The 26,413-nt window shown below is 65.1% G+C and carries 25 protein-coding genes; 10 read left to right on the top strand and 15 right to left on the bottom strand.

Annotation, left to right across the window (positions count from 1 at the left end):
• The first annotated feature begins 12 nt into the window (after positions 1 to 12).
• Genes purS through grxD form a run of 5 tightly spaced genes read left to right on the top strand, consistent with a single transcriptional unit; the run spans position 13 to position 3,787 of the window.
• On the top strand, positions 13 to 255 hold the full coding sequence (purS, locus tag J0H39_07865) for a phosphoribosylformylglycinamidine synthase subunit PurS (protein MBN9496655.1): 243 nt from the start codon (positions 13 to 15) through the stop codon (positions 253 to 255).
• A gap of 7 nt (positions 256 to 262) precedes the next feature.
• Positions 263 to 973 carry a phosphoribosylformylglycinamidine synthase subunit PurQ gene (gene purQ / locus J0H39_07860; protein ID MBN9496654.1) on the top strand — a complete coding sequence of 237 codons (711 nt, stop codon included), beginning with the start codon at positions 263 to 265 and terminating at the stop codon, positions 971 to 973.
• On the top strand, positions 970 to 3,171 hold the full coding sequence (gene purL, locus J0H39_07855) for a phosphoribosylformylglycinamidine synthase subunit PurL (GenBank protein MBN9496653.1): 2,202 nt from the start codon (positions 970 to 972) through the stop codon (positions 3,169 to 3,171). The genes purQ and purL overlap by 4 nt, the downstream gene beginning before the upstream one ends.
• Before the next feature lie 13 nt (positions 3,172 to 3,184).
• A complete protein-coding gene (locus J0H39_07850) occupies positions 3,185 to 3,424 on the top strand; it encodes a BolA family transcriptional regulator (protein MBN9496652.1) in 240 nt (79 codons plus the stop codon).
• Between the two features lie 30 nt (positions 3,425 to 3,454).
• Positions 3,455 to 3,787, top strand: coding sequence for a Grx4 family monothiol glutaredoxin (grxD, locus tag J0H39_07845; GenBank protein ID MBN9496651.1), 333 nt, complete (start codon positions 3,455 to 3,457; stop codon positions 3,785 to 3,787).
• A gap of 57 nt (positions 3,788 to 3,844) precedes the next feature.
• Here grxD and J0H39_07840 read toward each other — a convergent pair whose 3' ends face one another.
• Both J0H39_07840 and J0H39_07835 read right to left on the bottom strand, forming a co-directional pair.
• Positions 3,845 to 4,618 carry a dioxygenase gene (locus J0H39_07840; GenBank protein MBN9496650.1) on the bottom strand — a complete coding sequence of 258 codons (774 nt, stop codon included), beginning with the start codon at positions 4,616 to 4,618 and terminating at the stop codon, positions 3,845 to 3,847.
• Between the two features lie 55 nt (positions 4,619 to 4,673).
• A complete protein-coding gene (locus J0H39_07835; GenBank protein ID MBN9496649.1) occupies positions 4,674 to 5,231 on the bottom strand; it encodes a flavodoxin family protein in 558 nt (185 codons plus the stop codon).
• A gap of 167 nt (positions 5,232 to 5,398) precedes the next feature.
• Here J0H39_07835 and J0H39_07830 point away from each other — a divergent pair, with 167 nt between their 5' ends.
• Positions 5,399 to 5,725: a helix-turn-helix transcriptional regulator gene (locus tag J0H39_07830; GenBank protein ID MBN9496648.1), complete on the top strand. Its 327-nt coding sequence runs from the start codon at positions 5,399 to 5,401 to the stop codon at positions 5,723 to 5,725.
• 58 nt (positions 5,726 to 5,783) lie between these two features.
• Here J0H39_07830 and rpsD read toward each other — a convergent pair whose 3' ends face one another.
• Positions 5,784 to 6,401, bottom strand: coding sequence for a 30S ribosomal protein S4 (rpsD, locus tag J0H39_07825; protein MBN9496647.1), 618 nt, complete (start codon positions 6,399 to 6,401; stop codon positions 5,784 to 5,786).
• Between the two features lie 217 nt (positions 6,402 to 6,618).
• Between rpsD and J0H39_07820 the strand changes: the two genes are divergently transcribed.
• The gene (locus J0H39_07820) at positions 6,619 to 8,388 is read left to right on the top strand and encodes a hypothetical protein (protein MBN9496646.1); all 1,770 of its coding nucleotides are present in this window, start codon (positions 6,619 to 6,621) and stop codon (positions 8,386 to 8,388) included.
• On the opposite strand, the gene J0H39_07815 is transcribed toward J0H39_07820, so the two are convergent.
• From J0H39_07815 to J0H39_07780, 8 genes are read right to left on the bottom strand one after another with little or no spacing between them, the layout of a single operon-like run.
• A complete protein-coding gene (locus tag J0H39_07815) occupies positions 8,318 to 9,100 on the bottom strand; it encodes an RNA methyltransferase (GenBank protein ID MBN9496645.1) in 783 nt (260 codons plus the stop codon). The genes J0H39_07820 and J0H39_07815 overlap by 71 nt on opposite strands.
• A gap of 1 nt (position 9,101) precedes the next feature.
• Entirely contained in the window at positions 9,102 to 10,706 is a 1,605-nt protein-coding gene (locus tag J0H39_07810) for a citramalate synthase (GenBank protein ID MBN9496644.1), read from the bottom strand.
• Positions 10,707 to 10,708: 2 nt separating this feature from the next.
• Positions 10,709 to 12,067 (bottom strand): cysteine--tRNA ligase, encoded by a 1,359-nt coding sequence (locus tag J0H39_07805; GenBank protein MBN9496643.1) that lies wholly within the window; start codon positions 12,065 to 12,067, stop codon positions 10,709 to 10,711.
• Complete coding sequence (locus J0H39_07800; protein ID MBN9496642.1) at positions 12,064 to 13,398, bottom strand: glutamate--tRNA ligase; 1,335 nt, start codon at positions 13,396 to 13,398, stop codon at positions 12,064 to 12,066. The genes J0H39_07805 and J0H39_07800 overlap by 4 nt, the downstream gene beginning before the upstream one ends.
• Positions 13,399 to 13,400: 2 nt before the next feature.
• A complete protein-coding gene (locus J0H39_07795) occupies positions 13,401 to 15,056 on the bottom strand; it encodes an NAD+ synthase (GenBank protein MBN9496641.1) in 1,656 nt (551 codons plus the stop codon).
• Positions 15,053 to 15,571, bottom strand: a complete 519-nt coding sequence (locus tag J0H39_07790) for a TIGR00645 family protein (GenBank protein MBN9496640.1) — start codon at positions 15,569 to 15,571, stop codon at positions 15,053 to 15,055. The genes J0H39_07795 and J0H39_07790 overlap by 4 nt, the downstream gene beginning before the upstream one ends.
• A gap of 4 nt (positions 15,572 to 15,575) precedes the next feature.
• Positions 15,576 to 16,736 (bottom strand): nicotinate phosphoribosyltransferase, encoded by a 1,161-nt coding sequence (locus tag J0H39_07785; GenBank protein MBN9496639.1) that lies wholly within the window; start codon positions 16,734 to 16,736, stop codon positions 15,576 to 15,578.
• 13 nt (positions 16,737 to 16,749) lie between these two features.
• Positions 16,750 to 18,129, bottom strand: a complete 1,380-nt coding sequence (locus J0H39_07780; GenBank protein ID MBN9496638.1) for a 3-deoxy-7-phosphoheptulonate synthase class II — start codon at positions 18,127 to 18,129, stop codon at positions 16,750 to 16,752.
• A 126-nt stretch (positions 18,130 to 18,255) separates the two neighbouring features.
• Here J0H39_07780 and J0H39_07775 point away from each other — a divergent pair, with 126 nt between their 5' ends.
• Complete coding sequence (locus J0H39_07775) at positions 18,256 to 19,065, top strand: YdcF family protein (protein ID MBN9496637.1); 810 nt, start codon at positions 18,256 to 18,258, stop codon at positions 19,063 to 19,065.
• Between the two features lie 3 nt (positions 19,066 to 19,068).
• Here J0H39_07775 and gor read toward each other — a convergent pair whose 3' ends face one another.
• The 4 genes from gor to glmU are packed head-to-tail and all read right to left on the bottom strand — an operon-like array spanning position 19,069 to position 25,180.
• A complete protein-coding gene (gene gor, locus J0H39_07770; protein ID MBN9496636.1) occupies positions 19,069 to 20,427 on the bottom strand; it encodes a glutathione-disulfide reductase in 1,359 nt (452 codons plus the stop codon).
• A complete protein-coding gene (locus J0H39_07765; GenBank protein MBN9496635.1) occupies positions 20,427 to 21,914 on the bottom strand; it encodes an NAD-dependent succinate-semialdehyde dehydrogenase in 1,488 nt (495 codons plus the stop codon). Before J0H39_07765 ends, gor begins: the two co-directional genes overlap by 1 nt.
• 57 nt (positions 21,915 to 21,971) lie before the next feature.
• Entirely contained in the window at positions 21,972 to 23,795 is a 1,824-nt protein-coding gene (gene glmS / locus J0H39_07760; GenBank protein ID MBN9496634.1) for a glutamine--fructose-6-phosphate transaminase (isomerizing), read from the bottom strand.
• A gap of 8 nt (positions 23,796 to 23,803) precedes the next feature.
• Positions 23,804 to 25,180 carry a bifunctional UDP-N-acetylglucosamine diphosphorylase/glucosamine-1-phosphate N-acetyltransferase GlmU gene (glmU, locus tag J0H39_07755; protein ID MBN9496633.1) on the bottom strand — a complete coding sequence of 459 codons (1,377 nt, stop codon included), beginning with the start codon at positions 25,178 to 25,180 and terminating at the stop codon, positions 23,804 to 23,806.
• Between the two features lie 104 nt (positions 25,181 to 25,284).
• Between glmU and gph the strand changes: the two genes are divergently transcribed.
• Together gph and J0H39_07745 are read left to right on the top strand one after the other, a co-directional pair.
• On the top strand, positions 25,285 to 25,953 hold the full coding sequence (gene gph / locus J0H39_07750; GenBank protein MBN9496632.1) for a phosphoglycolate phosphatase: 669 nt from the start codon (positions 25,285 to 25,287) through the stop codon (positions 25,951 to 25,953).
• On the top strand, positions 25,950 to 26,411 hold the full coding sequence (locus J0H39_07745) for a DUF2721 domain-containing protein (GenBank protein ID MBN9496631.1): 462 nt from the start codon (positions 25,950 to 25,952) through the stop codon (positions 26,409 to 26,411). The genes gph and J0H39_07745 overlap by 4 nt, the downstream gene beginning before the upstream one ends.
• The last annotated feature ends 2 nt before the right edge of the window (positions 26,412 to 26,413 follow it).

Below are 26,413 nucleotides of genomic sequence, written 5' to 3'. Positions count from 1 at the left end.
GATCGAGAAAGCATGAAAGCGAAGATTCACGTCACGCTGAAGAACGGCGTGCTGGACGTGCAGGGCAAAGCGGTTCAGGCGGGGCTTTCGGGTCTCGGCTTCAAGGGCGTGGGCGACGTGCGTGTCGGCCGCTATGTCGAGATCGAACTCGACGCCAAGACCAAGGCCGCCGCCGAGGCCGAAGCCAAGCGCATGTGCGAAAAGCTGCTGGCCAACACCGTGATCGAGAACTACCGCGTCGAGATCGCGGAGTAATCGGCACATGAAATCCGCCGTCGTCGTATTCCCCGGCTCCAACCGCGAAGGCGACGTCGCCGACGCGATCACCCGCGCCTCGGGCAAGCGGCCCGAGATCGTTTGGCACTCGACCGGGTCGCTGCCCAAGAAGCTCGACCTGATCGTGCTGCCCGGCGGCTTCGCCTATGGCGATTACCTGCGCTGCGGCGCCATGGCGGCGCGCAGCCCGATCATGCGCGACGTGATCGCGCGCGCGAATGCCGGCACGCCGGTGCTGGGCGTGTGCAACGGCTTCCAGGTGCTGTGCGAAAGCGGCTTGCTGCCGGGCGTGCTGCTGTCCAATGCCGGCCTCAAATTCATCTGCCGCGACGTGTATCTGAAGGTCGCGACCAGCCAGACGATGTTCGCGCATCGCTACGAGAAGGGCCAAGTCGTGCGCTATCCGGTGGCACACCACGACGGCAATTACTTCGCCGACAAGGACACGCTGAAGCGCATGGAGGATCGCGACCAGATCGCGTTCCGCTATTGCACGCCCGAAGGCGAAACGACCGCCGAGGGCAATCCCAACGGCTCGGCGCGCAACATCGCCGGCGTGTACAACAAATCGAAGACCGTGCTGGGCTTGATGCCGCATCCCGAAAACGCGACCGACCCCGCCACCGTCGGCGCGCTGGGCGGTTCGCTGGACGGCAAGCCTTTGTTCGACGCCATCGTGGACGCCGTTTCCAAATGAAGAAGAAATCGAAGCCGAAGAAATCCTGGCAGCGCCCCAACGATTTGATGGGCTTGTCGCCGGCCGAATACGACACCGCGTGCGATATCCTGGGCCGCGAGCCCAGCTATACCGAGCGTGGCATTTTCTCGGTGATGTGGAGCGAGCATTGCTCCTACAAATCGTCGAAGAAATGGCTGAAGACGCTGCCGACCAAGGCCAAGTGGGTGATCTGCGGCCCCGGCGAAAACGCCGGCGTGATCGATATCGGCGACGGCGACGCGTGCGTCTTCAAGATCGAAAGCCACAACCACCCGTCTTATATCGAGCCCTATCAAGGCGCGGCGACGGGCGTGGGCGGCATCTTGCGCGACGTCTTCACCATGGGTGCACGCCCCATCGCGAACCTGAATGCCCTTCGCTTCGGCGATCCCAAGCACCCGAAGACCCGCCATCTGGTGGCGGGCGTGGTCGCGGGCATCGGCGGCTACGGCAATTGCGTGGGCGTGCCTACCGTGGCGGGCGAGACGAATTTCCATTCGGCCTATAACGGCAATTGCCTCGTTAACGCGATGACGGTCGGCATCGCGAACAAGAAAAAGATCTTCTATTCGGCCGCCGCCGGTGCCGGAAATCCCGTCGTCTATGTCGGCGCCAAAACCGGGCGCGACGGCATTCACGGCGCCACGATGGCCTCGGCCGAATTCGACGATAACTCCGATGAAAAGCGCCCGACCGTGCAGGTCGGCGATCCGTTCACCGAAAAGCTGCTGATCGAAGCGTGCCTGGAGCTGATGGCGACCGACGCGATCGTCGCGATCCAGGATATGGGGGCCGCGGGCCTCACCTCGTCCTCGGTCGAGATGGCGGGCAAAGGCGGGCTCGGCATCGAGCTCGACATCGACAAGGTGCCGGCGCGCGAAACCGGCATGACGTCCTACGAGATGATGCTCTCCGAAAGCCAGGAGCGCATGCTGCTGATCTTGAAGCCGTCGCGCCAGAAGATGGCGGCGGCGATCTTCAAGAAATACGGCCTCGATTTCGCGGTCATCGGCAAGCTGACCAAGACCGGCCATCTGGTCGTGAAGCAAAACGGCAAGGTCGACGCCGATATGCCCATCGCGCCCATGGTCCAGGCGAGCCCCGAATATGCGCGGCCCTGGAAGAAATCGCCCAAGCGCAAGGCGATCCAGCCCAAGCGTTTGCCCAAGCGCGATCCCTCGGCCGTGTTGCCCAAGCTGATGGGCTCGCCCGATCTCGCCTCCAAGCGCTGGATCTGGGAACAATACGATCACCTCGTGCGCGGCCACACGCTGCAACGCCCGGGCGGCAACGCCGCCGTGGTCGGCATTCCCGGCCGCAAGAAGGCGCTGGCGATGGTCGTCGATTGCACGCCGCGCTATGTCCATGCCGATCCGGAAGCCGGCGGTGCGCAAGCGGTCGCGGAAACGTGGCGCAATTTGACGGCGGTCGGCGCCACGCCGCTCGCGATCACCGACAACATGAATTTCGGCAATCCGGAACGGCCCGAAATCATGGGCCAGTTCGTCGGCGCGATTAAGGGCATGCGCAAGGCTTGCTTGGCGCTCGACTACCCGGTCGTGTCGGGCAACGTATCGCTTTACAACGAGACCAACGGCAACGCGATCCTGCCCGCCCCGGTCATTGGTGCTGTCGGCGTGTTGAAGGATGCCGACAAGCGCGTCGATCTCGCCTTGAAGGCGCCGGGCGAAACGCTGGTGCTGATCGGCAAGACCGAAGGCTGGCTCGGCTCGTCGGTCTATTTGCGCGAGATCGAAGGGATCGAGGACGGCGCCCCGCCGCCGGTCGATCTGAAGCTCGAACGGCGCAACGGCGATTTCGTGCGCAAGCTGATCGCCAAGGGCATGATCAGCGCGTGCCACGACCTGTCGGATGGCGGCTTGCTCTGCGCGATCGGGGAAATGGCCTTGGCCGGCCGCCATGGCGCCGCGTTGGCGCCCAAGCGCACCGACAACGCCTTCCTGTTCGGCGAGGACCAGGCGCGCTACGTCGTCGCCACGTCCAAGCCCGACAAGCTGCTGGAACGGGCCAAAGCGGCCAAGGTCCATGCCGAAATCGTCGGCCGGACCGTCGCCGGGGCCTCGTTGACACTTTCGGGCCGGGTTCTTATATCCCTCGAAGCGCTGCGGGCCGTGCACGAAAACTGGCTGCCCGCCTATATGTCGCAGAAACACTAAGGGATTTGCCGGAATGCCGATGGCGGCCGCCGATATCGAGAAGCTGATCCGCGAGGCGTTGCCCGACGCGGATGTGCGCATCGACGATCTGCGCGGCGACGGCGACCATTACGCCTGCCACGTCGTCTCGGCGCTGTTCAAAGGCAAGTCCCGCATCCAGCAGCACCAAATGGTGTATGCTGCCCTGAAAGGCCGCATGGGCGGCGAGCTGCACGCCATGGCGTTGCAGACCGCGTTGCCCGCGAGCACCTAACCCATTTCCTCCTCCCCCGGAGCATCCGCCATGGACCCCGTCAAGGAACGCATCGAAGCCGATCTCAAGGCCAACGACATCGTGCTCTACATGAAGGGCACGCCGGTGTTCCCGCAATGCGGCTTCTCCGCCGCCGTGGTCCAGGTGCTGACCCATATGGGCGTGAAGTTCAAGGGCATCAACGTGCTCGAGGACCCGGAGCTGCGCCAGGGCATCAAGGAGTTCACCAACTGGCCGACGATCCCCCAGCTTTACGTGAAGGGCGAATTCGTCGGCGGTTGCGACATCGTGCGCGAGATGTATCAGACCGGCGAACTCGCCGATCTGCTGACGACCAAGGGCATCGCCACCAAGGCGGCCTGACGTCGCGCGACGCGCCGAACGCAAAAGGCCCCGCCCGAAAAGCGGGGCCTTTTCGATTCAGGCGAACGAATACGCCGCCATCGACAGGCTGCCATGGGTGAAGGAATGGTGCAGGCGTTCGCCCTGCCCGCCCGCCCCCATCGCCACATAGATCGGCAACAGATGCTCGTCGGTCGGATGCGCCATCGCGGCGTTGGGTGCCCGCGCCCGATAATCGAGCAGCGCGTCGATATCGTTGGCCGCGATCTTGTCGGCGAACCAATCGTCGAACGCCTTCGCCCAATCGGCGATGCCGTTATGCCGGTTCCACGCCAACGCGCGCAGATTATGCGTGGCCGAACCCGAGCCGACGATCGCAATACCGTCTTCGCGCAGTTTCGCCAGCGCTTGGCCGATCTTGTGATGATGGGCCGGATCGCGCTCGGGCTGAATCGAGAGCTGGAACACCGGCACGTCCGCGTCGTCGTAGATCATCGACAGCGGCACCCACGCGCCATGGTCGAGCCCGCGGCCGGGATCCGTGCCCGCCGCCGCGAATCCCGCTGCGCGCAGCGCTTCGGCCGCGCGCGCGGCGATCTCAGGGGCACCCGGGGCCGGATAGGCGAGCTTATAAAGCTCCGGCGGGAAGCCGTAGAAATCGTGGATCGTCTCGGGCTGTTTGGCGGTCGACGCCAAAGGTTCGTCGGTTTCCCAATGCGCCGACGCGATCAGAATCGCTTTGGGCTTTTCGAAACGCGAAGCGAGCCCGCGCAGAAAATCGCGCGCGGCGACGTTCTCGAACGGCAGCGTGGGCGAGCCGTGGCTCACGAAAAACGCGGGCGCTTTGGCCATGATCCGATCCTCCACGAAACCGGGGCGGACGGAAATCCGCCCGCCCCGCCTTGCGTCAGCCTTTGAACTTCTTCGTCACTTCCGCGACGCGCTGGCCCAGCGCCTCGCCCGTCGCGATATCGCCCTTGTTGGGATTGTCCGGGCCCGGCGCCTCGTTCTCCGAAATCGAGAACGCGCCGCCGTAACCCGCCAGACGGTTGAGGACGAGATCGCCCTTCTGCGTCTTCGGCATCACGCCCAAGCTCACCCAAATCATCGAGTGCTGCATGGCGAGCGTCCACATCGTTTGCAGCGTGTTCAGCTTGTCGCCCGACAGATTGCCCGAATTGGTGAAGCCGGCGGCGATCTTGTCCTTCCAGCCCTGGCCGAACCAAACTTTCGCGGTCGTGTCCGCCCAGGTTTTGAATTGGCCCGACACGTCGCCCATATAAGTGGGCGAGCCGAAGATGATCGCGTCGGCGGCGTTCAGCGTTTCGATCTTCGCGTCGGCCTCTTCGACCGTGACGAGATCGACCTTGGTGCCGGCGACCGACGCCGCACCCTTGGCGACCGCTTCGGCGAGCAGCTTCGTGTGGCCGTAGCCCGAGTGATAGACGATTGCGACCTTTGTCATTTTCGGAACTCCGCGATGCCCTTGTGGGGTGGTTACAAATAAATACCTATATGATATGATGTAAGTAGTTGGTTTGGTAAAGTAGGTACCTCCCGGTAACTGCTTTGCCTCACGAGACGGTAAAGGAGAGCGCGATGCCGCTACCCGAAAGCCCCAAAGCCTGCCCGATGGATTCGATCCTGCGCGTCCTGATGGGGCCGTGGACGACGTATATCCTGTGGGTGCTCAAATCCAACGGCCCGACGCGCTTCGGCGAGTTGAAGCGCAAAGTCGGCGGCGTATCGGCCAAAGTGCTGACCGAGCGTCTGCGCCTGCTGGAAAGCGCCGAAATCATCTCGCGCCATTACGAGCCGACGATCCCGCCGCAAGTGACCTACGCGTTCACGAAACGCGGGCACGAGCTTTCCGGCGTGTTCGAAAGCTTGAACGCGATCGCCACGCGCTGGCGCGCGGAAGACGAGCAGCGCGACAAGAGCACGCCGAAAGCCGCTTAAACGAAAAAGGCCGGACCCTTGGGTCCGGCCTTTCGATATCCCCGAGGGGACCGAGCGATCAGCGCGAGTAGAACTCGATGACCAGGTTCGGTTCCATCTTCACCGGATACGGCACGTCGGCGAGCTTAGGCACGCGCACGAACTTGCCCTTGAACGCCTTCTGGTCGACGACTTCGAGATAGTCGGGGACCTGACGTTCCTGCGACGACACGGCTTCGAGAACCTGAACGTTCTCGCGCATCTTCGACTTCAGCTCGATCACGTCGCCTTCCTTGATCTGCATCGAGGCGATGTTCGCCTTCTTGCCGTTGACCAGGACGTGGCAGTGGCTGACCAGCTGGCGCGCGGCGAACACGGTCGGCGCGAACTTCAAACGATAGACCACGGCGTCGAGGCGGCGCTCCAGGAGACCGATGAGGTTCTCCGAGTTGTCGCCCTTCTTGCGCGTCGCTTCCTCGTAGGTCTTGCGGAACTGACGCTCGGTGATGTTGCCGTAGTAGAATTTCAGCTTCTGCTTGGCGAGCAGCTGAATGCCGTAATCGGTCGGCTTCTTGCGGCGCTGGCCGTGCTGGCCGGGGCCGTATTCGCGCTTGTTGACCGGGCTCTTGGCGCGGCCCCAAAGATTCTCGCCGAGGCGGCGATTGATCTTGTATTTAGACTCGTGGCGTTTCGACATAACTCAGGTTCCCCTGGCATCGTCGCGGAGCCTGGCGAACCCCTTGACGCGACACCGGAAAGATTGGACCCGTTCTTTCCCGGTAATGGCCCGTCGAAACGGGGCAAAGCCTTGCCAGGCAGGAATGACGTGTCCGAAGGGCGCGGAATATACTAGAGTTACGCGTGCTGTCAAACACGGGTTTCCCCTTTTGAATCAATCCACTGAACGCCGCTTAATGGGCTTCGGCATCGGCCCCCTGCTGGCCGTCGCTTTGGCGGGGCTGGTGGGACTCGCCCTCGCCGTGGTCCTCGCCATCCAGGTTTTGATCGGCGGCGGCGGGGCGCGCGAGCTGTTCCGCGAAAAAGCCGACCTGATGGTGGAGCTTGTATCGCGCCAAGTGCGCGAGCATCTCGAACCCGCCTCGGCGCAGCTCGACTACATCGCGCGCGTGCTGCCCGTCGACGGGCCGCCCGACCAGGGGTCGGAGCGTATCTCCGATCTGCTGACCGGCGCGCTCGCCGGCGTGCCCGCGATCCAAGCGCTCGCCTATATCCCCGTCGGCGGCGTCGCGACGATCATTAACCGCACGGAAGCGGGTGCCGAAGTGCTGCATATCGACGTGAAGTACGATACCAGCCTGCAGCAGGGCATCGCCGACGCGCAGAACCGCGAAGGCGGCTGGTGGGGCGAGTTGTTCTTCGCGCGCCGTTACGACGGGCCGGTCGTCAATCGCCGTCATGCGGTGCGTCGCGACGGCAAGCTGGTCGGCGTCATCGGCGCCGTCGTCCTTCTGGGCGAGCTTTCGCGCGTGATCGACGAATCCACCGCCACCGAATATGGCGGCCATCCTTTCGTGCTGCGCGGGCGCGATCACGTGCTCGCCCATCGCCGCTTGGCCGATCACTTCCCCGGCCTGTCGCCCGCCAAGCCGCTGCCCGGCCTCGACGAGATCGACGATCCGGTTCTCGCGCAGATCTGGATCGCGAAGCGCTCGGCGCCGTTCCTCGGCCGCCTGACCGCCACATCGCATGCGGCCGACGTGAACGGCGTGCCCTATCTCTATCTCTATCGCGCGATGCCCGAATTCGGCGATCGACCCTGGTATGTCGGCGCCTATTTCCGCGTCGACGATATCGCGGGCGGCTTGCGCACCGCCGTGATGGCCGGTGTGGCGGGCCTGGCCGTGCTCGCGGTTTCGGTGATCGTCGCGATTTTTCTGGCGCGCAAACTCGCCGCCCCCACGCGTACCTTCGCGCGCGCGGCGGCCGAACTCGCGGAACTCGATTTCTCCAAGGCGCAGCCGCTGCCGCGCAGCCGCATCCGCGAACTCGACGAGCAAGCCCACGCCTTCAACCGCCTGCTGGGGGCTTTGCGCTGGTTCGAATCCTACGTGCCCAAGGGCCTCGTGCGCCGCCTCGCGCGCGAAGCGCCGCCGGAATCGGCGGAACGCGAATTGACGATCATGTTCACCGACATCGCCGGCTTCACGACGCTGACGCAGGATATGCCGCCCACGCGCGTCGCGGAGATGCTCAACGCCCATTTCGCGCAAGTGATCCGCGCGGTCGAGGCGACCGGCGGCACGGTCGACAAATTCCTGGGCGACGGGGCGATGGCGTTCTGGGGGGCGCCCGACAATCTGCCCGGTCATGCGCGCGCCGCGTTGGAATGCGCGGCCGATATCGCCCGGGCGATGGCGGGCACGGGCCTGCGCGTGCGCATCGGCGTGCACACGGGCCGCGTGGTCGTCGGCAATGTGGGCGCCACCGGCCGGCTCAACTACACGATCATCGGCGACGCGGTGAACGCGACCCAGCGCATCGAGCAATTGGGCAAGGAGATCATGCGGGCCGAAGAATCCTGCTGCGTGCTGGCGAGCGGCGACACGTTCGACGCCGCCGGCAAGCCCGAAGGCTGGATCGCGCAGGGCGAGTTCAGTCTTCGCGGCCGGGATTCCGGCGCTTCGATTTACCGGCTCGCGCCGGATCGTGCGGTCTGTCGATAAGCCCCGACAACATGCCGTGCGCGGTGCGGATCTCGTGCGACATCGGGCTCGCGCGCAGCAGGAACGCGCGGATATTGCGCACCATCACCGGGCGCATCTGTTCGTTGCGCAGGAAGCCACAATCGTCGAGGGCCGCCTCCAGGCGCTTCAGCAAGCCTTCGACCTCGCCCTTGTTCGCGGGCTCGGCCTTGCCCAAGCGCAGATGGCGCGCCGGCGCATCCGATTGACGGCTGATCCATTCGTAGCCGACGACCAGCACCGCTTGGGCGAGGTTCAACGAACTGAATTCCGGATTGACCGGGAACGGCACGATCGCGTCGGCCAGCGTGATCTCGTCGTTTTCCAGGCCGGTGCGCTCGGGCCCGAACAGGAAGCCCACACCCTGCCCCGCATCGATCGTTTCGGCCGCGACGCGGATCGCCTCGCGTGGTGCAAAATAGGGCTTCACCATGTCGCGATCGCGCGGACAAGTCGCGTAGACGCGCGTCAAGTCGGCGATCGCCGCACCCAGATCGTCGAACACCCGCGCTTTTTCCAGCACCGTATCGGCGCCCGAGCACGACCGGCGCGCGCGCTCGTCCGTCGGTTCGACGCGCGGGGACACGAGCCGCATATCGCCGAGCCCGCAATTCAGCATCGCGCGGGCGGCCATGCCGATATTCTCCGCCAATTGCGGGCGGACGAGAATGATGGCGGGGCCGCGCGCGGTCATCTTAAGGAGCGGCGACGCCGTCGCGATAGAGCTTCCAGGTGATCGAATCGTGCAGCGCGCCGTAGGACGCGTCGATCACGTTCTCCGACACGCCGACCGTGCCCCAGCTGCGCACGTCGCCATGCTCGTGACCGTCGGCACTTTCGATCATCACGCGCGTGACGGCGGCCGTGGCGCGTTCGGGGGCGAGGATTCGCACCTTGTAGTCGACGAGGCGCAGGTCTTTGAGCCCCGGATAGAATTCGAGCAACGCGGCGCGCAACGCGGCGTCGAGCGCGTTCACGGGGCCGTTGCCCTCGCCCACCGTCAGGCGGCGATGCGTGCCGACATCGAGCTTCACGCTGGCTTCCGACATCGTGACCAAATCGCCGCGCGCGTTGTAGCGCCGCTCGGTGATCACGCGGAAGCTGACCAGCTTGAAATAATCGGGCACGCCATGGATCAGACGCCGCGCCAGCAATTCGAACGAGCCGTCCGCACCGTCATAGGTGAAGCCGTCATGCTCGCGGGTTTTGATCTCGTCGAGCAGCTTGCCCAGCGCCGGGCTTTTCGGGTCGATCTCGACGCCGATATCGCGCAAGCGCGACACCACGTTCGACCGCCCCGCTTGATCGGACACGACGATATGCCGCTTGTTGCCGACTGTTTCGGGCGGCACGTGTTCGTAGGTGCGCGGGTCCTTCTCGACCGCCGAGACGTGCAAGCCGCCCTTATGCGCGAAGGCGCTGTCGCCGACATAGGCGGCGTTGCGTGCGGGCGAACGGTTGAGGCGCTCGTCCAACATGCGCGAAAGATGCGTCAGCTGCGTCAACTGCTCCGCCGACACGCCCGTGTCGTAGCCCATCTTGATCATCAGATTGGGGATGATCGGGATGAGATTCGCGTTGCCGCAACGCTCGCCCAAGCCGTTGATCGTGCCCTGGATCTGGCGCGCCCCCGCCCGCACCGCCGCCAGCGAATTGGCGACGGCGTTCTCGGTATCGTTGTGGCAATGGATGCCGAGCTTGTCGCCCGGCACATGCCGGGTCACTTCGCCGACGATGCGTTCGATCTCGTGCGGCAGCGTGCCGCCATTGGTGTCGCACAGCACGATCCAGCGCGCCCCCGCATCGCGCGCGGCCTTCACGCAATCCAGCGCGAAACCCGGATTGGCCTTGTAGCCGTCGAAGAAATGCTCGGCGTCGAGCATCGTCTCCTTGCCGCGCCGAATCGATTCCGCGAGGCTTTCGACGATCATGTCGATGTTCTCGGTCAGCGACACGCCCAGCGCCAGCTCGACATGGAAATCCCAGGTCTTGCCGACGAGGCAGGCGGCGGGGGCCGCCGAACCCAGCACGGCCTGAAGCCCGGGATCGTTGGCGGCCGAGCGGCCCGAGCGGCGCGTCATCCCGAAGGACGACATGCGCGCGAAACCCAGCTTCGGCAGATCGGCGAAGAACGCGTCGTCGGTCGGATTGGCGCCGGGCCAGCCGCCTTCGACGTAATCCACGCCGATCTTGTCGAGCGCCTTGGAAATCGCCGCCTTGTCCGCCGGGTTGAAATCCACGCCCTGCGTCTGCGCGCCGTCGCGCAGCGTCGAGTCATAGAGATAAACGCGATCGGCCATGGTCAGCCTCGTTTCCAGGTGGTGCCTTTGGGCCCGTCTTCCAATATCACGCCCTTGGCTTTGAGATCGTCGCGGATGCGATCCGCTTCGGCGAAGTTCTTGGCTTTGCGCGCATCGAGGCGCGCTTGGATCGCGGCGTCGATATCCGCCGCACTGGGGCCTTCCGCGTCGCTTTGAAACCAAGCGACGGGATCGCCTTGCGCCAGGCCCAGCAACGCGCCCGCATCCAGCAAAGCGGCCTTCGCGTCCGGCGAGCGCGTCGCGTTCAGCACGGAGGCGTATTCGTGCATCTCGGCGATCGCCTTGGCGGTGTTGAGATCGTCGAGCAACGCGTCGAAAACCTTGTCGGCCTTGGCGGCGGACGGCGTCACGTCGCTCGCGTTCTTCAGCGCCGTGTAGAAGCGATCGAGATCGCCCTTCGCCTGCTTCAAACCGTCGTCGGTGAAGTCGAGCGGCGCGCGATAATGCGTCTTGAGCAGCAGCAAGCGGATCGCCTCGCCGGGCGCTTTCCCACGCAGATCGCGCACGGTGTAGAAATTGCCGAGGCTCTTCGACATTTTCTCGCCGTTCACGATCACGAAACCGTTATGCATCCAGTATTTCACGAACTGGACGCCGTCATGCGCGCAGACCGATTGCGCGATCTCGTTTTCGTGATGCGGGAAAATCAGATCCTGCCCGCCGCCATGGATATCGAAGGTCGGGCCGAACAGCTTTTCGGACATCGCCGAGCATTCGATATGCCAGCCCGGCCGGCCGCGCCCCCAGGGCGACTCCCAGCCCGGCTGTTCCGGCGTCGAGGGCTTCCACAGCACGAAATCGGCGGCGTCTTTCTTGTAGGGGGCGACTTCGACGCGCGCCCCCGCGATCTGGTCGTCGCGCGAACGGCCCGACAAACGCCCGTAATCGGCGAAGGCGGGCACGTTGAACATCACATGCCCTTCGGCCGCGTAGGCATGGCCCGATGCGACGAGCTTGGCGATCATCGCCACCATTTCGGGCACGGTCTGGGTGCAGCGCGGCTCGTGATCGGGGCGGAAGGCGCCCAGCGCCCCCATATCCTCGTGATAGGCGCGCGTCGTCTCTTCGGTGATCGCCTCGATCGTGCGATTCGACTCAAGTGCGCGCGCGATGATTTTGTCGTCGATATCGGTGATGTTCCGCGCGTAGGTGACGGCCCCCGGATAAAGCCGCTTCAACACGCGATAGAGCGTGTCGAACACGACGACGGGGCGCGCGTTGCCGATATGCGCGAAGTCGTAGACCGTGGGCCCGCACACATACATGCGCACGCTCGCGGGATCGAGAGGAACGAATTCCTCCTTCCGTTTCGTGAGCGTGTTGTGAACGTGCAGTTTCACGCGGCCTTCCCTTCCAAACGGGCGAGCGCACGCGCGCGGCCCAGCATCGGCAACAAGGTCTTGAGTTCGGGGCCGTGCTCGCGCGCGGTCAACGCCAAGCGCAGCGGCATGAACAGATCCTTGCCTTTGCGGCCCGTGGCCGCACCCAGCGCCTTGGTCCATGCGCCCCAGGTCGTCGCGTCCCACGGTTCGGCCGGCAGCAGTTTCGCGGCTTCCGCCAAAAAGGCCGGATCGCCCAGCACCGGCGCCACCGGCTGATGGGTCAGCGCCCACCATTCGCGCGCGTCAAGCACCTTTGTCAGGTTCGGGCGCACGCCCACCCAGAATGCCGCGTCGGCGCCTTCGGGCAGGCGATCCTTGGCCGCGTCGAACGACAGCCCGTGAACGATCTTGGCGTTGAGGCGCAGCAAATCTTCGGGATCGAGCTTGGGCGACGCACGGCTGAATTTCTCGAACGCGAAGCCGGGGATCAGCGCGTCGAGCGACGCGACGGGCTCGACGGAATCGCTGGTGCCGAAACGCGCGAGGAGCGAGGCGATCGCTTCCGGCTCCAGCCCGTCGTCGCGCAGATTGGCGACCGACAAACCGCCTTCGCGCTTCGACAGGTTATGGCCGCCGATATCGCCGATCAGCGTGAAATGCGCGAAATGGAGCGTCGCCGGATCGCGGCCGAGCGCTTCGAAAATCTGGATCTGCACCGACGTGTTGGTGACGTGATCCTCGCCGCGCACGATATGCGTGACGTCGAGCTCGATATCGTCGACGACCGAGGCGAGCGTATAGGTCGGCGAGCCGTCCTCGCGGATCAGCACGGGGTCCGACACGCGCGAGCCGTGATAGCTGCATGCGCCCCGGATCAGATCGGTCCAGGTAACGTCCTTCGCTTCCAGCAGGAAGCGCCAATGCGGTTTGCGGCCTTCGGCCTCGTAGGCTTGCTTCTGCGCATCCGTCAGGCGCAACGCCGCGCGGTCATAGACCTGCACACCGCCTTCGGAGACCTGGCTGAAACGCTTGAGCTTCAATTCCTCGGGCGTTTCGTAGCAGGCATAGAGCCGCCCCATCGCCTTCAACTTCTCGGCCGCCGCGTCGTAGCGCGCGAGGCGATCCGATTGACGCGCGAACTCGTCCCAGTGCAGGCCGAGCCATTTCATATCCGCGACGATGCCGTCGGCATATTCCTGGCGCGACCGCTCCAGATCGGTGTCGTCCAGGCGCAGCAGGAATTTGCCGCCCGTCTTGCGCGCGTAAAGCCAGTTCAACAGCGCCGCGCGCACATTGCCGAGATGGAGCCGCCCCGTCGGGGACGGCGCGAAACGGGTCCGCACCGTCATGACTAACCTCTGAAACCGTTGACGATGGGATAGCGGCGCTCGCGCCCGAAGGCGCGGCGGGTGATTTTGACGCCGGGCGGCGCTTGGCGGCGCTTGTATTCGGCGAGGTCGAGCATGCGCCAGATGCGGCGCACCTCGTCCTCGGCGAAACCTTTGGCGACGACGGCGGCCACGCTGCCCTCGCCTTCGACCAGCGCCTGCAAAATCGCGTCGAGCCGCGAATAGGGCCCGAGCGAGGCTTCGTCCGTCTGGCCTTCGCGCAATTCGGCCGTCGGCGGCTTGACGATGACGCGCTCAGGCATCACGGCGCCTTTGGGGCCGAGCGCATCCGCCGGCTTGTGCGAATTGCGCCAGCGCGACAGATCGAACACCGTCGTCTTGTAGACGTCCTTCAGCACGGCGAAACCGCCGCACATATCACCGTAAAGCGTGGCGTAGCCCGCCGACATCTCGCTTTTGTTTCCCGTGGACACGACCATGTGGCCGAATTTGTTCGACAGCGCCATCAGCGTGAGGCCGCGCGAACGCGACTGGATGTTTTCTTCCGTCGTGTCGGGCTTCGTGCCCTCGAAGGCGGGGCCGAGCATTTCGGCGAAGGCGTTGACCGCCGGCACAATCGAGATCGTGTCGTATTTGATGCCGAGCAGCTTGGCGCAGGAAGCCGCGTCGTCGAGGCTTTCCTGGCTGGTGAAGCGCGACGGCATCATCACCGCGCGGACCTTGTCGGGGCCGAGCGCGTCGGCGGCGATGGCGGCGGTGAGGGCCGAATCGATACCGCCCGACAGGCCGAGGATCACGCCGGGAAAACGATTCTTGGTCACGTAATCGCGCAAGCCGAGCACGAGGGCCGCGTAGATCGCTTCGAGCTTTTCAGGCGGCTTGGCGCGCGGGGCTTCGACGCAGGCCCAGCCGCCGGCTTCGCGTCGCCATTTGGTGAGCGCCAAATCGCTGACGAAGGCCGGCATCTGCGCCGCCAATTGGCGGTCGGCATTGAGCACGAAGGACGCACCATCGAACACCAGCTCGTCCTGACCGCCGATCTGATTCACATAGATCAGCGGCAGACCGGTTTCGACCACGCGCTGCACGCCCAGCGCAATGCGTTCGTCTAGCTTGTCGATTTCGAATGGGCTGCCGTTCGGCACGACCAGGATTTCCGCCCCGCTTTCGACCAGGCATTCGGCCGCGTCGGGGAACCACATGTCTTCGCAGATCATGAGGCCGAGGCGCACGCCCCGGAACACGACCGGCCCCGGCAGCGGACCCGCGGCGAAAACGCGCTTCTCGTCGAACACGCCGTAATTCGGCAGTTCGTGTTTGTGACGCCACGCGGCGATCTTGCCGCCGTCGAGCAGCAGGGCCGTGTTGTGCAAGCGCCCGGCCTCGACCCAGGGTGCCCCGACGATCACGCCGGGGCCGCCGTCGGCCGTGTCGGCGGCGAGGCTTTCGACGGCCGCGCGGCAGGCTTCCTGGAACGCGGGCTTCAGCACCAGATCTTCGGGCGGATAGCCGGCGATGTTGAGTTCGGAGAACACGACCAGATCGGCGCCGAGCTTCGCCGCTTTCGCGCGCGCGTCGCGCGCCAGCGCCAGATTGCCCGCGACGTCGCCGACCTTCGGGTCGGTCTGCGCGAGCGCGATGGCGAGCTCGCCTGTCACGCCGCGTCCTTATCGGCGTGCTTATCGCCCAGTAGCTTGTCGAGATAGGCGAGCATCAGCGCCGACACGATGAAGGTCAGATGGATCACGACCAGCAGGATCAGCTTGTCGGTCGGAATCTCGTTGACGTCGAGGAACGCCTTCAACAGATGGATCGACGAGATCGCGACGATCGACGAGGCGAGCTTGATCTTGAGCGAGCCCGCATCGAGCTTGCCGAACCACGACAGGCGATCCTTGACGCCGTCGAGCTCCAAACGGCTGACGAAGTTTTCGTAGCCGGAGATCACGACCATGACGATCAAATTCGCGACCATCACCATATCGACGAGGCCGAGCACCGCGAGCACGAGACGGGACTCGTTCAGCGTCCACAGCGTCGCGGTCAGGTGGACGAGTTCCTGGAAGAACTTCGCCGCCAGCAGCGCCATGACGATGATCAGGCCGACGTAAAGCGGCGCCTGAAGCCAGCGGCTGGCGAAGATCAGCCGTTCGACGAGACGTTCGAGGGGCATGGGATCAACCCGGTTTGCGCAGAAGGAATTCGCGGCCGACCTTGACCGAGGCGACACCGTCGTACTCGACGATATCGGCCGTGGCGTAGGTCTCGGTCCAAATCTCCGGCAGGTAGGAACCGGTGCCGACCACGTCGATCGGCGCGTTGGACACCGCCATCGATTTGCATTTCGCCGGCGTGAAGCCCGACGAGGCGACGATCTTGACCTTGGGGAAGCCCGCGCGGTCGAGTTGCTCGCGCATATACCAGATCGCGGCGGCGGAAACGCCGGTCCCGGTCAGATGGCGCAATTCGGTTTCGGTGCGATAGCCGCGCAACGACAAGGGCGCGTTGCGTTCCAGCACCGCATAGGCGACCTGAAGGTCGAGCCCTTCCATATAGCGGCCGCCATGCGTGTCGAGCCGCACGGAGATGCCGCCCGCTGCGGCAAGATCGGGGAAGCGGCGGCAGACTTCCAGCGCGTCCGACACTTCCTTGCCGAAATAATCGACCAGCACGGTGATCGGATCGTCGGGATAGACCTCGCGATACATTTCGGCCGCGCGCACGGTCGAGCCCGCGTAGCCGATCAGCGCGTGCGGCATCGTGCCGTAGCCTTTGGGCTGGCCGAAATAATGCGCGGTCGCGTCGGTCGCGTTGCCGATGAAGCCCTTGGCGCCGACTTCCTTCTTCGCGGCGTTGGAACCGACGGAGGCGGCATAGGCCATCATCTCCGCCATTTCGCCGCCAGCACAGTGGCGCGCATCCATGGCGAGGAAGGCGGTGCGCGGCAGGTCGACGCACATCTGATAGGCGTTGTAGGCGGCGACGCACGCCGGCCCGAGCTTTTGCAGATAGAGCGTTTCGAGATCGACGAGGTGAAACAGCGAGCCGGAAAGATAAAGGATCGGCTCGCCCGCCCCCACCCAATCGCCTTCGGGATGGCGCAGATCGATGTCGATCGTCGTCCCCCGCGCGGCCGCGATGCCGCGGATCCATTCGATCGCCAGACGCGGCGCGCAAATGATCGGGCGGCGCATGAACACCGCGTAGGTGACGCGCTTGTCGCCGAAACGCTCGACCGTTCCCTTCGTCTTGACGAAGTAATGGTCTGTCAGCCCCTTGATCTCGCCGTTGGCGGGATGCGGGGGTGGCGGCGGTGCGGGTGCACGGCCATCGGCCATGGCGATCGGGTCCTTAGTCGTTGGCGGCGAGGGCGCGCATCGGCACCGCGCGATCGCGCAAGCGATCGGCGAGCAGGAACGCGAGCTCCAGCGCCTGCGCGCCGTTGAGGCGCGGATCGCAATGCGTGTGGTAGCGATCGCCCAGCGACGCGTCCTGAATGGCCTCGGCCCCGCCCGTGCACTCGGTCACGTTCTGGCCGGTCATTTCGAAATGCACGCCGCCGGCGTGAACGCCTTCGCCGCGCGCAACGTCGAAGAAGCCGCGCACTTCGCCCAGGATGCGGTCGAAAGGCCGCGTCTTGTAGCCCGAGGCCGACTTGATCGTGTTGCCGTGCATAGGATCGCTCGACCACACGACCTTGCGGCCTTCGCGCGCCACGCGGCGCATCAAGGGCGGCAATTTCTGCATGATCTTGTCGTCGCCCATGCGCGCGATCAGCGTCAAGCGCCCGGCTTCGTTTTCCGGGTTCAGCGCGTCGATCAGGCGGATCAGCTCGTCGGGGTCGGACGTCGGCCCGCATTTCAGGCCGATCGGGTTCTTCACGCCGCGGCAGAATTCGACATGCGCGCCGTCGAGCTGGCGCGTGCGATCGCCGATCCAGATCATATGGGCGGACGTGTCGTACCAATCGCCGGTCGTGGAATCGACGCGCGTCAGCGCTTCCTCGTAGGGCAGCAGCAGCGCTTCGTGGCTGGTGAAGAACGAGGCTTCGCGGATTTGCGGCGTGGAATCCGGCGTGATGCCGCACGCTTCCATGAAGCGCAGCGAATCGGAAATGCGATCCGCGAGTTCGCGGAAACGCTCGCCGGCCGGCGAACGGTCGACGAAGCCCAGCGTCCAGCCATGCACGCGATGAAGGTCGGCATAGCCGCCGCGCGAGAACGCGCGCAGCAGGTTGAGCGTCGCCGCCGACTGGCTGTAGACCTGCATCATGCGCTCGGGATCGGGGGCCCGGCGCGACGGCTCGAACTCGATGCCGTTGATGATGTCGCCGCGATAGACGGGCAAAGTCGTGCCGCCAATCGTTTCGTCGTCGGCCGAGCGCGGCTTGGCGAACTGGCCGGCCATCCGGCCGACCTTCACGACGGGCAGGCCGCCCGCATACATCAACACGACGGTCATCTGCAGGATGACCTTGAACGTGTCGCGAATATTGTTCGCGGAGAATTCGGCGAAGCTCTCGGCGCAATCGCCGCCCTGCAACAGAACGGCCTTGCCTTCCGCCACGGCGGCGAGCTGCTTCTTGAGGTCGCGCGCCTCGCCCGCAAAAACCAGCGGCGGATAGGACGCGAGTTTCTTCTCGACGCCCGCCAGCACGGCGGCATCGGGATAAGTCGGCATTTGGCGCGCGGGCCGCGCGCGCCAGCTATCAGGCGTCCATTTCGCAGGCATTGTTTGTCCCCAACTTGGCCGAGCACCCTACAAGGCGGCTTTCGCATCCGCAACGGCCCGCGAATTTCCGATATCGTTCAAAGGCTTGACGGATCGGACGGGTTCTGCGCACAAAGGTTTTTACGCATGCTGCAGGATATTTTGTTCGCCGCCTCGAAGGTGTTGGGCCCGCTGCTCGATCCGCGGATTGTCCTTTATTGGGTCCTGTTCGCCGGTATCGCGTTGCTGTGGACGCCCTGGAAACGCGCGGGCCGCGTGCTTGCCACGCTCGCTTTCCTCGTCAGTCTCGCGGTCAGCTCGTCGCCATTGGGATCGCTGGCGCTGAACGCGCTCGAGAACCGCATCCCCGCCCCCGCCGCCTTGCCGGACAAGATCGACGGCATCGTGGTGCTGGGCGGCGACGTCGATCCGCGCATGATGCGCTTGCGCAACGCCACACCGGGCAACGACGCGCAGCGCCAGATCGCCTTCGCCGATTTGGCGCGCCGCTATCCGGACGCCAAGCTCGTCTATTCCGGCGGATCGGGACGCTTGCTCGATCGCGACGATACGGATTCCGACGGTGCCGCGAAGTTGCTGCCGATGCTCGGCCTCGATCCGGCGCGCGTGATCTTCGAGGATCGGTCGCGCAATACGTGGGAGAACGCGACGCTGTCGCGCGAGCTTGGGCAACCGAAGCCGGGCGAGACTTGGCTGCTGGTGACGTCGGCCTTCCACATGCCGCGCGCGGTCGGCTGTTTCCGCGTGGCCGGATGGACGGGCTTCATCCCCTACCCGGTCGGCTATATGACGCCGCCGGATGTGGGGACGGATTGGTGGCCGGCCTTCACTTTCGACGGGCGCATGTTCGCGCTCTACGCCGCGATCCGCGAATTCATGGGGCTCGCCTACTACCGCCTCACCGGCCGCGTGGATGCGTGGTTTCCGGCACCCTAGCCGTCAGCGTTTCACCTTCTCGCGCATCAACACGAATTCCTCGGCCGCCGTGGGATGGATCGCCGCCGTGCGGTCGAAATCCTTCTTGGTAAGGCCCGCCTTCACGGCGATGGCCAAGCCCTGAATGATTTCGGGCGCGTCCGATCCCACCATATGAATGCCGCGCACGCGGCCCGTCCCCGCTTCGACGACCAGCTTCATCATCGTGCGCTCGTCGCGGCCCGACAGCGTGTGCTTCATCGGCCGGAATGTCGCGCGATAGATGTCGACGCCGTCCACGCCGAATTGCCGCTCGGCCGCTTCCTGGGTCATACCCACCGTGCCGCAAGGCGGCTGGCTGAACACGGCCGACGGGATCTCGCCGTGATCGGTCGGCGTCGGATTGGCGTTGAATAGCGTCTCGGCGATGCCGCGCGCTTCGGCGATGGCGACGGGCGTCAACTGCACGCGGTTGGTCACATCGCCGACGGCATAGATATCCGGCACCGTCGTGCGCTGCCATTCGTCGACCGCGATCCCGCCCGCCTTATCGACATGCACGCCGACGGTTTCGAGGCCCAGCCCGCCGGTATTCGGCGAACGGCCGGTGGCGTAGAGCACCGCGTCGACCTCGTGCGTGTCGCCCGCTTCGGTCGTCACGCGCAACACCGCGCCGTCGCGATCGATACGCGCGATCTTCTCACCTGGACGGATCGCGATGCCCTGCTTGGTCATCTCCGACGTCAGATGGTCGCGAATGTCGATATCGAAGCCGCGCAGGATTTTCTCGCCGCGAATGAAGATCGTCACGGCGGAACCCGCCGAACGGAAAATGCCGGCGAATTCCACCGCGATGAATCCGCCGCCGACGATGGCGACGCGTTTGGGCAACGCGGGCAGATCGAGCGCTTCGTTCGACGTGATCGCGTGTTCGATGCCCGGGATGGCGGGCAGTTCGGGCTTCGCCCCCGTCGCGATCATGATGTATTTCGCGGTGATCGTGCGGCCCGCGATCTCGACCGTGTTCGGCGCCACGATTTTGGCGTGGCCCAAAATCGGCTCGACCTTCGAACCCGACAGAAGGTTCTTGTAGATCCCTTCCAGGCGATCGGTCTCGCGGTTCTTGGCGGCGATCAGCTTGCCCCAATCGAGCGTACCGTCGACGGTCCAGCCATAGCCGCGCGCGTCTTCCATCTCGTGCGCGAAATGGGTGCCGTAGACCAGCAGCTTCTTGGGCACGCAGCCGCGCAGCACGCAGGTGCCGCCGATGCGCCAGGATTCGGCGATGGCCACACGCGCGCCATACGAAGCCGCGCGGCGCGATCCGGCGACACCGCCGGAGCCCGCGCCGATCGTGAACAGGTCGTAGTCGAAGCCGGTCATCAGATGCCGCCCATGCAGAGATATTTGATCTCCATGAATTCCTCGAGCCCGTATTTCGAGCCTTCGCGCCCGATGCCCGATTCCTTCATGCCGCCGAACGGCGCCTCGGCCGTGGCGATGACGCCGGCGTTGACGCCGACGAGGCCGTATTCCAGCGCGTCGGCCACACGCCACACCCGCCCGATATCGCGGCCGTAGAAATAGGCGGCGAGGCCGAACTCTGTATCGTTGGCGAGTTGGATCGCTTCCTCCTCCGTCTTGAAACGGAACAAGGGGGCGAGCGGCCCGAAGGTTTCCTCGCGCGCCACGGCCATCGCGGGCGTCACGTCGGCGACGACGGTCGGCTCGAAGAATCGCCCGCCGCGCGCATGGCGCTTGCCGCCGGTCAAAACCTTGGCACCCTTCGACAGCGCATCGGCGAGATGGCGCTCGACCTTCGCAACGGCCGAATCCTCGATCAGCGGGCCTTGCGTGGCGCCTGCCTCCGTGCCCGGGGCGGGGTTGAGCTTCGCGGCGGCGGCGGCGAGCTTCTTGGCGAATTCGTCGTAGACCTTGTCCTGCACATAGATGCGGTTGGCGCAAACGCATGTCTGTCCGGTGTTGCGGAATTTCGACGCGATGGCGCCTTCGACGGCCGCGTCGAGATCGGCGTCGTCGAACACGATGAACGGCGCGTTGCCGCCAAGCTCCAGCGAAACCTTCTTCACCGTGCCCGCACACTGCGCCATCAGCAGCTTGCCGATTTCGGTCGAGCCGGTGAAGCCGAGCTTGCGCACGATGGGGCTGGACGTCAGCTCCTTGCCGATCGCCGGCGCATCGCCCGTCACGATGTTGAGGACACCCTTGGGCAGGCCCGCGCGTTCCGCGAGTTCGGCGAGTGCAAAAGCCGAATAGGGCGTGAGCTCGGACGGCTTCAGCACCACGGTGCAACCGGCGGCGATCGCCGGGCCCGCCTTGCGCGTGATCATCGCGGCGGGGAAGTTCCACGGCGTGATGCAGGCGACGACACCGATCGGTTCCTTCGTCACGATGAAGCGGCGATCGTTCGACGTCGACGGGATCACGTCGCCATAGGCGCGCTTGGCTTCCTCGGCGAACCATTCGAGGAACGAGGCCGCGTAGCCGATCTCGCCCTTCGCTTCGGCCATGGGCTTGCCTTGCTCGGCGACCATCAGCAACGCGAGATCGTCCGCGTGCTGGTTCATCAGATCGAACCATTTGCGCATGATCGCCGAACGCGCCTTCGCGGGCGTGCGGCGCCACGAAGGATATGCGCGGTTTGCCGCGTCGATCGCGCGCTTGGTTTCGGCCCCGCCCATATCGGGCACATGGCCGATGAATTCGCCGGTCGCGGGATTGTCGACGTCGAAAGTCTTCTTCGAATCCGCGTCCACCCATTGGCCGTCGATATAGGCCTGTTGGCGGAACAGCTTGGGGTCCTTCAGCGCCACACCGGTGTAGCGGATGTTGCGGGCGGGCTCGGCCATGGATCGTTCTCCCCGGAAAGCGAATTCGAGGGGGAATATATAGGCAGCCCCCCGGGCTTATTCCACCGTCACGCTTTTGGCGAGATTGCGCGGCTTGTCGACATCCGTGCCTTTGCGAACGGCCACGTAATAAGCGAGCAATTGCACGGGGATCGAGTAGAGGATCGGCGTCACGAAAGGATGGCTTTCGGGGATTTCGATGGTCGCGGTCGCGAGCGACCCCGCCTTCGCGATCCCCTTGGCGTCGGCGATCAAAATCACCTGCCCGCCGCGGGCTTTCGTTTCCTGGATATTCGACGCCGTCTTCTCGAACCACTCGTCGCTGGGGGCCAGCACGATCACCGGCACGTCCGACGCGATCAACGCGATGGGCCCGTGCTTCATTTCGCCGGCGGGATAGCCTTCGGCGTGGATATAGGAAATCTCCTTGAGCTTCAGCGCCCCTTCCATCGCGATGGGATAGGACGTGCCGCGGCCGAGATAGAGCACGTCGCGCGCGGGCGCGACGATTTCGGCGGCCGCGCGGATCGCATCGTCCATCGCCAGCACGGCGGAGACTTTTTCCGGGATTTCGTAGATGGCACCGGCGAGTTCGTTCAGCGCGGCGGCCGACATCGTGCCGCGCGCCTTGGCGGCGGCGAAGGCGAAGGACGCGAGCACCGACAACTGCGTCGTGAACGCCTTAGTCGAGGCGACGCCGATCTCCGGCCCCGCATGGGTCGGCAGCACCACATCGGCTTCGCGCGCCATCGAGCTTTCGGGCACGTTGACGATCGCGGCGATCTTCTGGCCTTGCGCTTTGGCGTGGCGCAACGCCGACAGCGTGTCGATCGTCTCGCCCGATTGCGACACGAACATCGACAAGCCGCCCTTCTCGAGGATCGGATCGCGATAGCGGAATTCCGACGCGATATCGACATCGACCGGCAAGCGCGCGAGGCGCTCGATCCAATAACGCCCGACGAGGCCCGCGTAATACGACGTGCCGCAAGCGACGAGCTGGATGCGGTTCAGCGTTTTGAGATCGACGGGCAATTCGGGCAGAACCACCGCGCGCGTCGCCGGGTTGACGTAGACGCGCAGCGTGTCGCCGATCACGGCGGGCTGCTCGAAAATTTCCTTCTGCATGAAATGCTGGAAATTGCCCTTGCCGATCAGGGCGCCCGACAACGCCGTTTCCTTGATCGCGCGCGTCACGATCTTGTCATGGCTATCATGGATCGTGACGGTCGATCCGGTGACGACGACCCAATCGCCGTCGTCGAGATAGGAAATCTTGCGCGTGAGCGGTGCGAGCGCCAACGCGTCCGAGCCCACGAACATCTCGCCGTCGCCATAGCCGATGGCGAGCGGCGAACCGCGACGTGCGGCCAGCAGCAAATCCTCATGCCCCGCGACGATGGCGGCGACCGCGAAAGCGCCGTGCAGGCGCTTCAGCGCCGCGCCAAACGCGGCTTCGGGCGTCATGCCTTCGTCGATCATCACGGTCAGCAAATGCGCGATGACTTCGGAATCGGTTTCGCTGGCGAAGACGCGGCCCTTGGCGGCGAGTTCGGCCTTCAGCTCGGCGAAATTCTCGATAATGCCGTTATGCACGATCGCGACTTTGTCGGTCGCGTGGGGATGCGCGTTGTTCTCGACCGGGGCGCCATGCGTCGCCCAGCGCGTATGTGCGATGCCTGTGCGCCCGCCCAGCGGCTCGGCGTTGACGCGATCCTCCAACGCGGCGATGCGGCCCGATGCGCGGCGGCGTTCGATATGACCGTTCACCAGCGTGGCCACGCCGGCGGAATCGTAGCCGCGATATTCCAGGCGCTTGAGGCCATCCACCAACAGCGGCGTGGCCGCACCTTTGCCGACGATTCCGACGATGCCGCACATATCCGGATCTAGCCTTTCTTCTGCGCCGCTTTTTCGGCCGCCCGGCGGGTGCGGAACATTTTCGCCCAGCCTTCTTTGACCACCGGTGCGGGACGCACCACGACCATCGCATCGGCGGGCACGTCGCGCGTGACGACCGAGCCCGCCCCGACGATGGCGCCGTCGCCGATCGTCACTGGTGCGACGAGCGAAGCGTTCGAGCCGACGAACGCGCCCGCCCCGATATCGGTGTGCGATTTGAAGAAGCCGTCGTAATTGCAGGTGATGGCCCCCGCCCCGATATTCGCCTTCGCCCCCACGCGCGCATCGCCGATATAGGAGAGATGGTTGATCTTGGCGCCCGCTTCGACGCGTGCCGCTTTGATCTCGACGAAATTGCCGATATGCGCGCCCTCGCCGATCACCGCGCCGGGGCGCAATCGCGCATAGGGGCCCATGAGCACGCCGTCGGCGACCGTGGCGCCTTCGAGATGGCAGAAGCCTTTGATCTGCACGTCGCGACCCACTTTTACGCCGGGCCCGAAAATCGTGCCGGGATAGACGACCGTGTCGGCGCCGATCTCGGTGTCGTAGCTGAACCACACCGACGACGGATCGATCAGCGTGACGCCGCCGCGCATCGCCGCGTCGCGCTTCTTGGCCTGGAACCAGGATTCGAGATCGGCGAGTTGCACCTTGTCGTCGGCCGCCCGCCACTCGTCGCGCGAACCTTCGGCGGCGACGACTTTGCGCCCCGCCTTGCGCGCGATCTCGACTGCGTCGGTCAGATAATATTCGCCCTTGGCGTTGGCGTTGCCGATCTTGGCGATCAGATCGAACATGCCCTTGCCGTCGAAGGCCATGACGCCGGAATTGACGAAGTCGATGGCGAGTTCCGACGGTGTCGCTTCCTTCGCTTCGACGATGCGCACCAATTCCGCGTCGACATTGGTGACGATCAAGCGGCCGAAGGAATTGGGCACGGGTACCCGCACGCCCAGCACCGCCAAAGCGGGTTTGGGGTCGCTGCGCAATGCGCCCGCCAGGCGCGCGAAGGTTTCGGCCGACACGAAGGGCGCGTCGCCCAGCGCCACCAGCACGTCGCCGTCGAACCCGTCGAGGACCGCGCGCGCCTGCAAGGCGGCATGCGCCGTGCCCAAGCGATCGGCCTGCAGCACCGAAACGATATCGAGGCCGGGAGCGGCCGCGCGCGCGGCGTCGAGCACGTCGTCCATGCCGGCCCCCAGAATCAGCGCGACCTTGGCGACGCCGAGCTTGGCGAGCTCCGCCGCAATATGGCCGATCACCGGCCGCCCGCCCACTTCGAGCAGGGCTTTGGGCCGGGCCGATTTCATGCGCGTGCCCAGACCGGCGGCAAGCACGATGGCGGCGATTTTTCGGCTCATTTTGGCGAATCCAATTCGTGGCGGTCGGACCATTCCATATACCCCGGCCGCGACCCCAGTCACGAATTGTTGCGACCTGTGGCAAGGGCCGCTAAATCCAAGGGATGAAAGCCCCTTTCCGCGCGACCGCGATCCTCTTCGACCTCGACGGTACGCTCGTCGACACGGCCGGCGATATCGGCGCGGCCCTCGACGCCCTTCTGGTCGAAAACGGCCACAAGGCGCTGGGCGAGGCGACCGCGCGCGGCCTGGTCGGCGACGGGGCGCGCGCGCTGATCGAAAAGGGCTGGAAGGTTTCCGGCCTGCCCGCCCCCGACGCCGCGACGCTCGACAAGCTGACCAAGCGCTGGTTCGAAATCTACGAAGCGGATATCGCGCGCACGTCGAGACCCTATCCGGGCGTCGAGGCGACGCTGGAGGCGCTGCGCCACCGCGGCCTCAAACTCGGCATCGTCACCAACAAGGCCGACCGGCCGACGGCGAAATTGCTGAAGGCCCTCGGCTTCGGGAAGTATTTCGGCGCCGTCGTCGGCGGCGACGTGCCCTTCCGCAAACCCGATCCGCGCCATGTGCGCATCGGCTTGGCGGCACTGGGATCGACGCCGGGCGAAACCGCCTTCGTCGGGGATTCGCCCAACGACGCCCATTCGGCACGCGCGGCGGGTTTGCCGTTCATCGCCGTGCCCTATGGTTATTCGCTGGGGCCGGTCGAAAATCTGCGCGCCGATGTGCTGGTGCGGGATTTCGCCCAGATCGCGGAGCTGATCGCATGACCGGCGACATGACCATCGAAAGCATCGCGCATCTGATCCAGATGGCGATCGCGCCCGTGTTTCTGCTCAACGGCCTCGGCATTCTGCTGAGCGTGTTCACCGGGCGCTTGGCGCGCGTCGTCGATCGCACGCGCAATTTGTCGCGCGAGTTGCGCGGCCTGGCGGAGCCCGAACGGATGCGCCAATGGCACGGCGAATTGGCGATCCAGCGGACGCGGCTGCGCGTCGTCAACGCGGCGATCGCGCTGCTGACCGTATCGACGTTTCTGACCTGCTGCGCGATTTTGGCGCTGTTCGTCGTGGGCGTATCGCGCGGTATCGCCAGCACGGTGCCGATCGGCTTTTTCGCCGCCGCGGTCGTCGCCGTGATCCTGGCGCTGGGACTGTTCCTGATCGAAGTCTATGTCTCGATCCGCGCCTTGCGCCGCGAAACCGAAGACATCGAACACCGGCCTTAAGG

This window comes from Alphaproteobacteria bacterium, from assembly GCA_017308135.1.
Lineage (GTDB): Bacteria > Pseudomonadota > Alphaproteobacteria > CACIAM-22H2 > CACIAM-22H2 > Tagaea.
The sequence above is the reverse complement of the archived record's forward strand: the minus strand, read 5'-3'. Positions and strand labels throughout refer to the sequence as shown.

What these genes read in the sequence shown, in the direction of transcription:
- J0H39_07765 (MBN9496635.1), bottom strand. Translation starts at nt 21,914, where the DNA reads ATGGCCGAGCCCGCCCGCAACATCCGCTACACCGGTGTGGCGCTGAAG.
- gph (MBN9496632.1), top strand. Translation starts at nt 25,285, where the DNA reads ATGAAAGCCCCTTTCCGCGCGACCGCGATCCTCTTCGACCTCGACGGT.
- J0H39_07850 (MBN9496652.1), top strand. Translation starts at nt 3,185, where the DNA reads ATGCCGATGGCGGCCGCCGATATCGAGAAGCTGATCCGCGAGGCGTTG.
- J0H39_07835 (MBN9496649.1), bottom strand. Translation starts at nt 5,231, where the DNA reads ATGACAAAGGTCGCAATCGTCTATCACTCGGGCTACGGCCACACGAAG.
- purL (MBN9496653.1), top strand. Translation starts at nt 970, where the DNA reads ATGAAGAAGAAATCGAAGCCGAAGAAATCCTGGCAGCGCCCCAACGAT.
- gor (MBN9496636.1), bottom strand. Translation starts at nt 20,427, where the DNA reads ATGACCGGCTTCGACTACGACCTGTTCACGATCGGCGCGGGCTCCGGC.
- J0H39_07745 (MBN9496631.1), top strand. Translation starts at nt 25,950, where the DNA reads ATGACCGGCGACATGACCATCGAAAGCATCGCGCATCTGATCCAGATG.
- rpsD (MBN9496647.1), bottom strand. Translation starts at nt 6,401, where the DNA reads ATGTCGAAACGCCACGAGTCTAAATACAAGATCAATCGCCGCCTCGGC.
- glmU (MBN9496633.1), bottom strand. Translation starts at nt 25,180, where the DNA reads ATGAGCCGAAAAATCGCCGCCATCGTGCTTGCCGCCGGTCTGGGCACG.
- grxD (MBN9496651.1), top strand. Translation starts at nt 3,455, where the DNA reads ATGGACCCCGTCAAGGAACGCATCGAAGCCGATCTCAAGGCCAACGAC.
- glmS (MBN9496634.1), bottom strand. Translation starts at nt 23,795, where the DNA reads ATGTGCGGCATCGTCGGAATCGTCGGCAAAGGTGCGGCCACGCCGCTG.
- J0H39_07840 (MBN9496650.1), bottom strand. Translation starts at nt 4,618, where the DNA reads ATGGCCAAAGCGCCCGCGTTTTTCGTGAGCCACGGCTCGCCCACGCTG.
- J0H39_07830 (MBN9496648.1), top strand. Translation starts at nt 5,399, where the DNA reads ATGGATTCGATCCTGCGCGTCCTGATGGGGCCGTGGACGACGTATATC.
- purS (MBN9496655.1), top strand. Translation starts at nt 13, where the DNA reads ATGAAAGCGAAGATTCACGTCACGCTGAAGAACGGCGTGCTGGACGTG.
- J0H39_07785 (MBN9496639.1), bottom strand. Translation starts at nt 16,736, where the DNA reads ATGGCCGATGGCCGTGCACCCGCACCGCCGCCACCCCCGCATCCCGCC.
- J0H39_07810 (MBN9496644.1), bottom strand. Translation starts at nt 10,706, where the DNA reads ATGGCCGATCGCGTTTATCTCTATGACTCGACGCTGCGCGACGGCGCG.
- purQ (MBN9496654.1), top strand. Translation starts at nt 263, where the DNA reads ATGAAATCCGCCGTCGTCGTATTCCCCGGCTCCAACCGCGAAGGCGAC.
- J0H39_07820 (MBN9496646.1), top strand. Translation starts at nt 6,619, where the DNA reads ATGGGCTTCGGCATCGGCCCCCTGCTGGCCGTCGCTTTGGCGGGGCTG.
- J0H39_07800 (MBN9496642.1), bottom strand. Translation starts at nt 13,398, where the DNA reads ATGACGGTGCGGACCCGTTTCGCGCCGTCCCCGACGGGGCGGCTCCAT.
- J0H39_07775 (MBN9496637.1), top strand. Translation starts at nt 18,256, where the DNA reads ATGCTGCAGGATATTTTGTTCGCCGCCTCGAAGGTGTTGGGCCCGCTG.
- J0H39_07780 (MBN9496638.1), bottom strand. Translation starts at nt 18,129, where the DNA reads ATGCCTGCGAAATGGACGCCTGATAGCTGGCGCGCGCGGCCCGCGCGC.
- J0H39_07790 (MBN9496640.1), bottom strand. Translation starts at nt 15,571, where the DNA reads ATGCCCCTCGAACGTCTCGTCGAACGGCTGATCTTCGCCAGCCGCTGG.
- J0H39_07815 (MBN9496645.1), bottom strand. Translation starts at nt 9,100, where the DNA reads ATGACCGCGCGCGGCCCCGCCATCATTCTCGTCCGCCCGCAATTGGCG.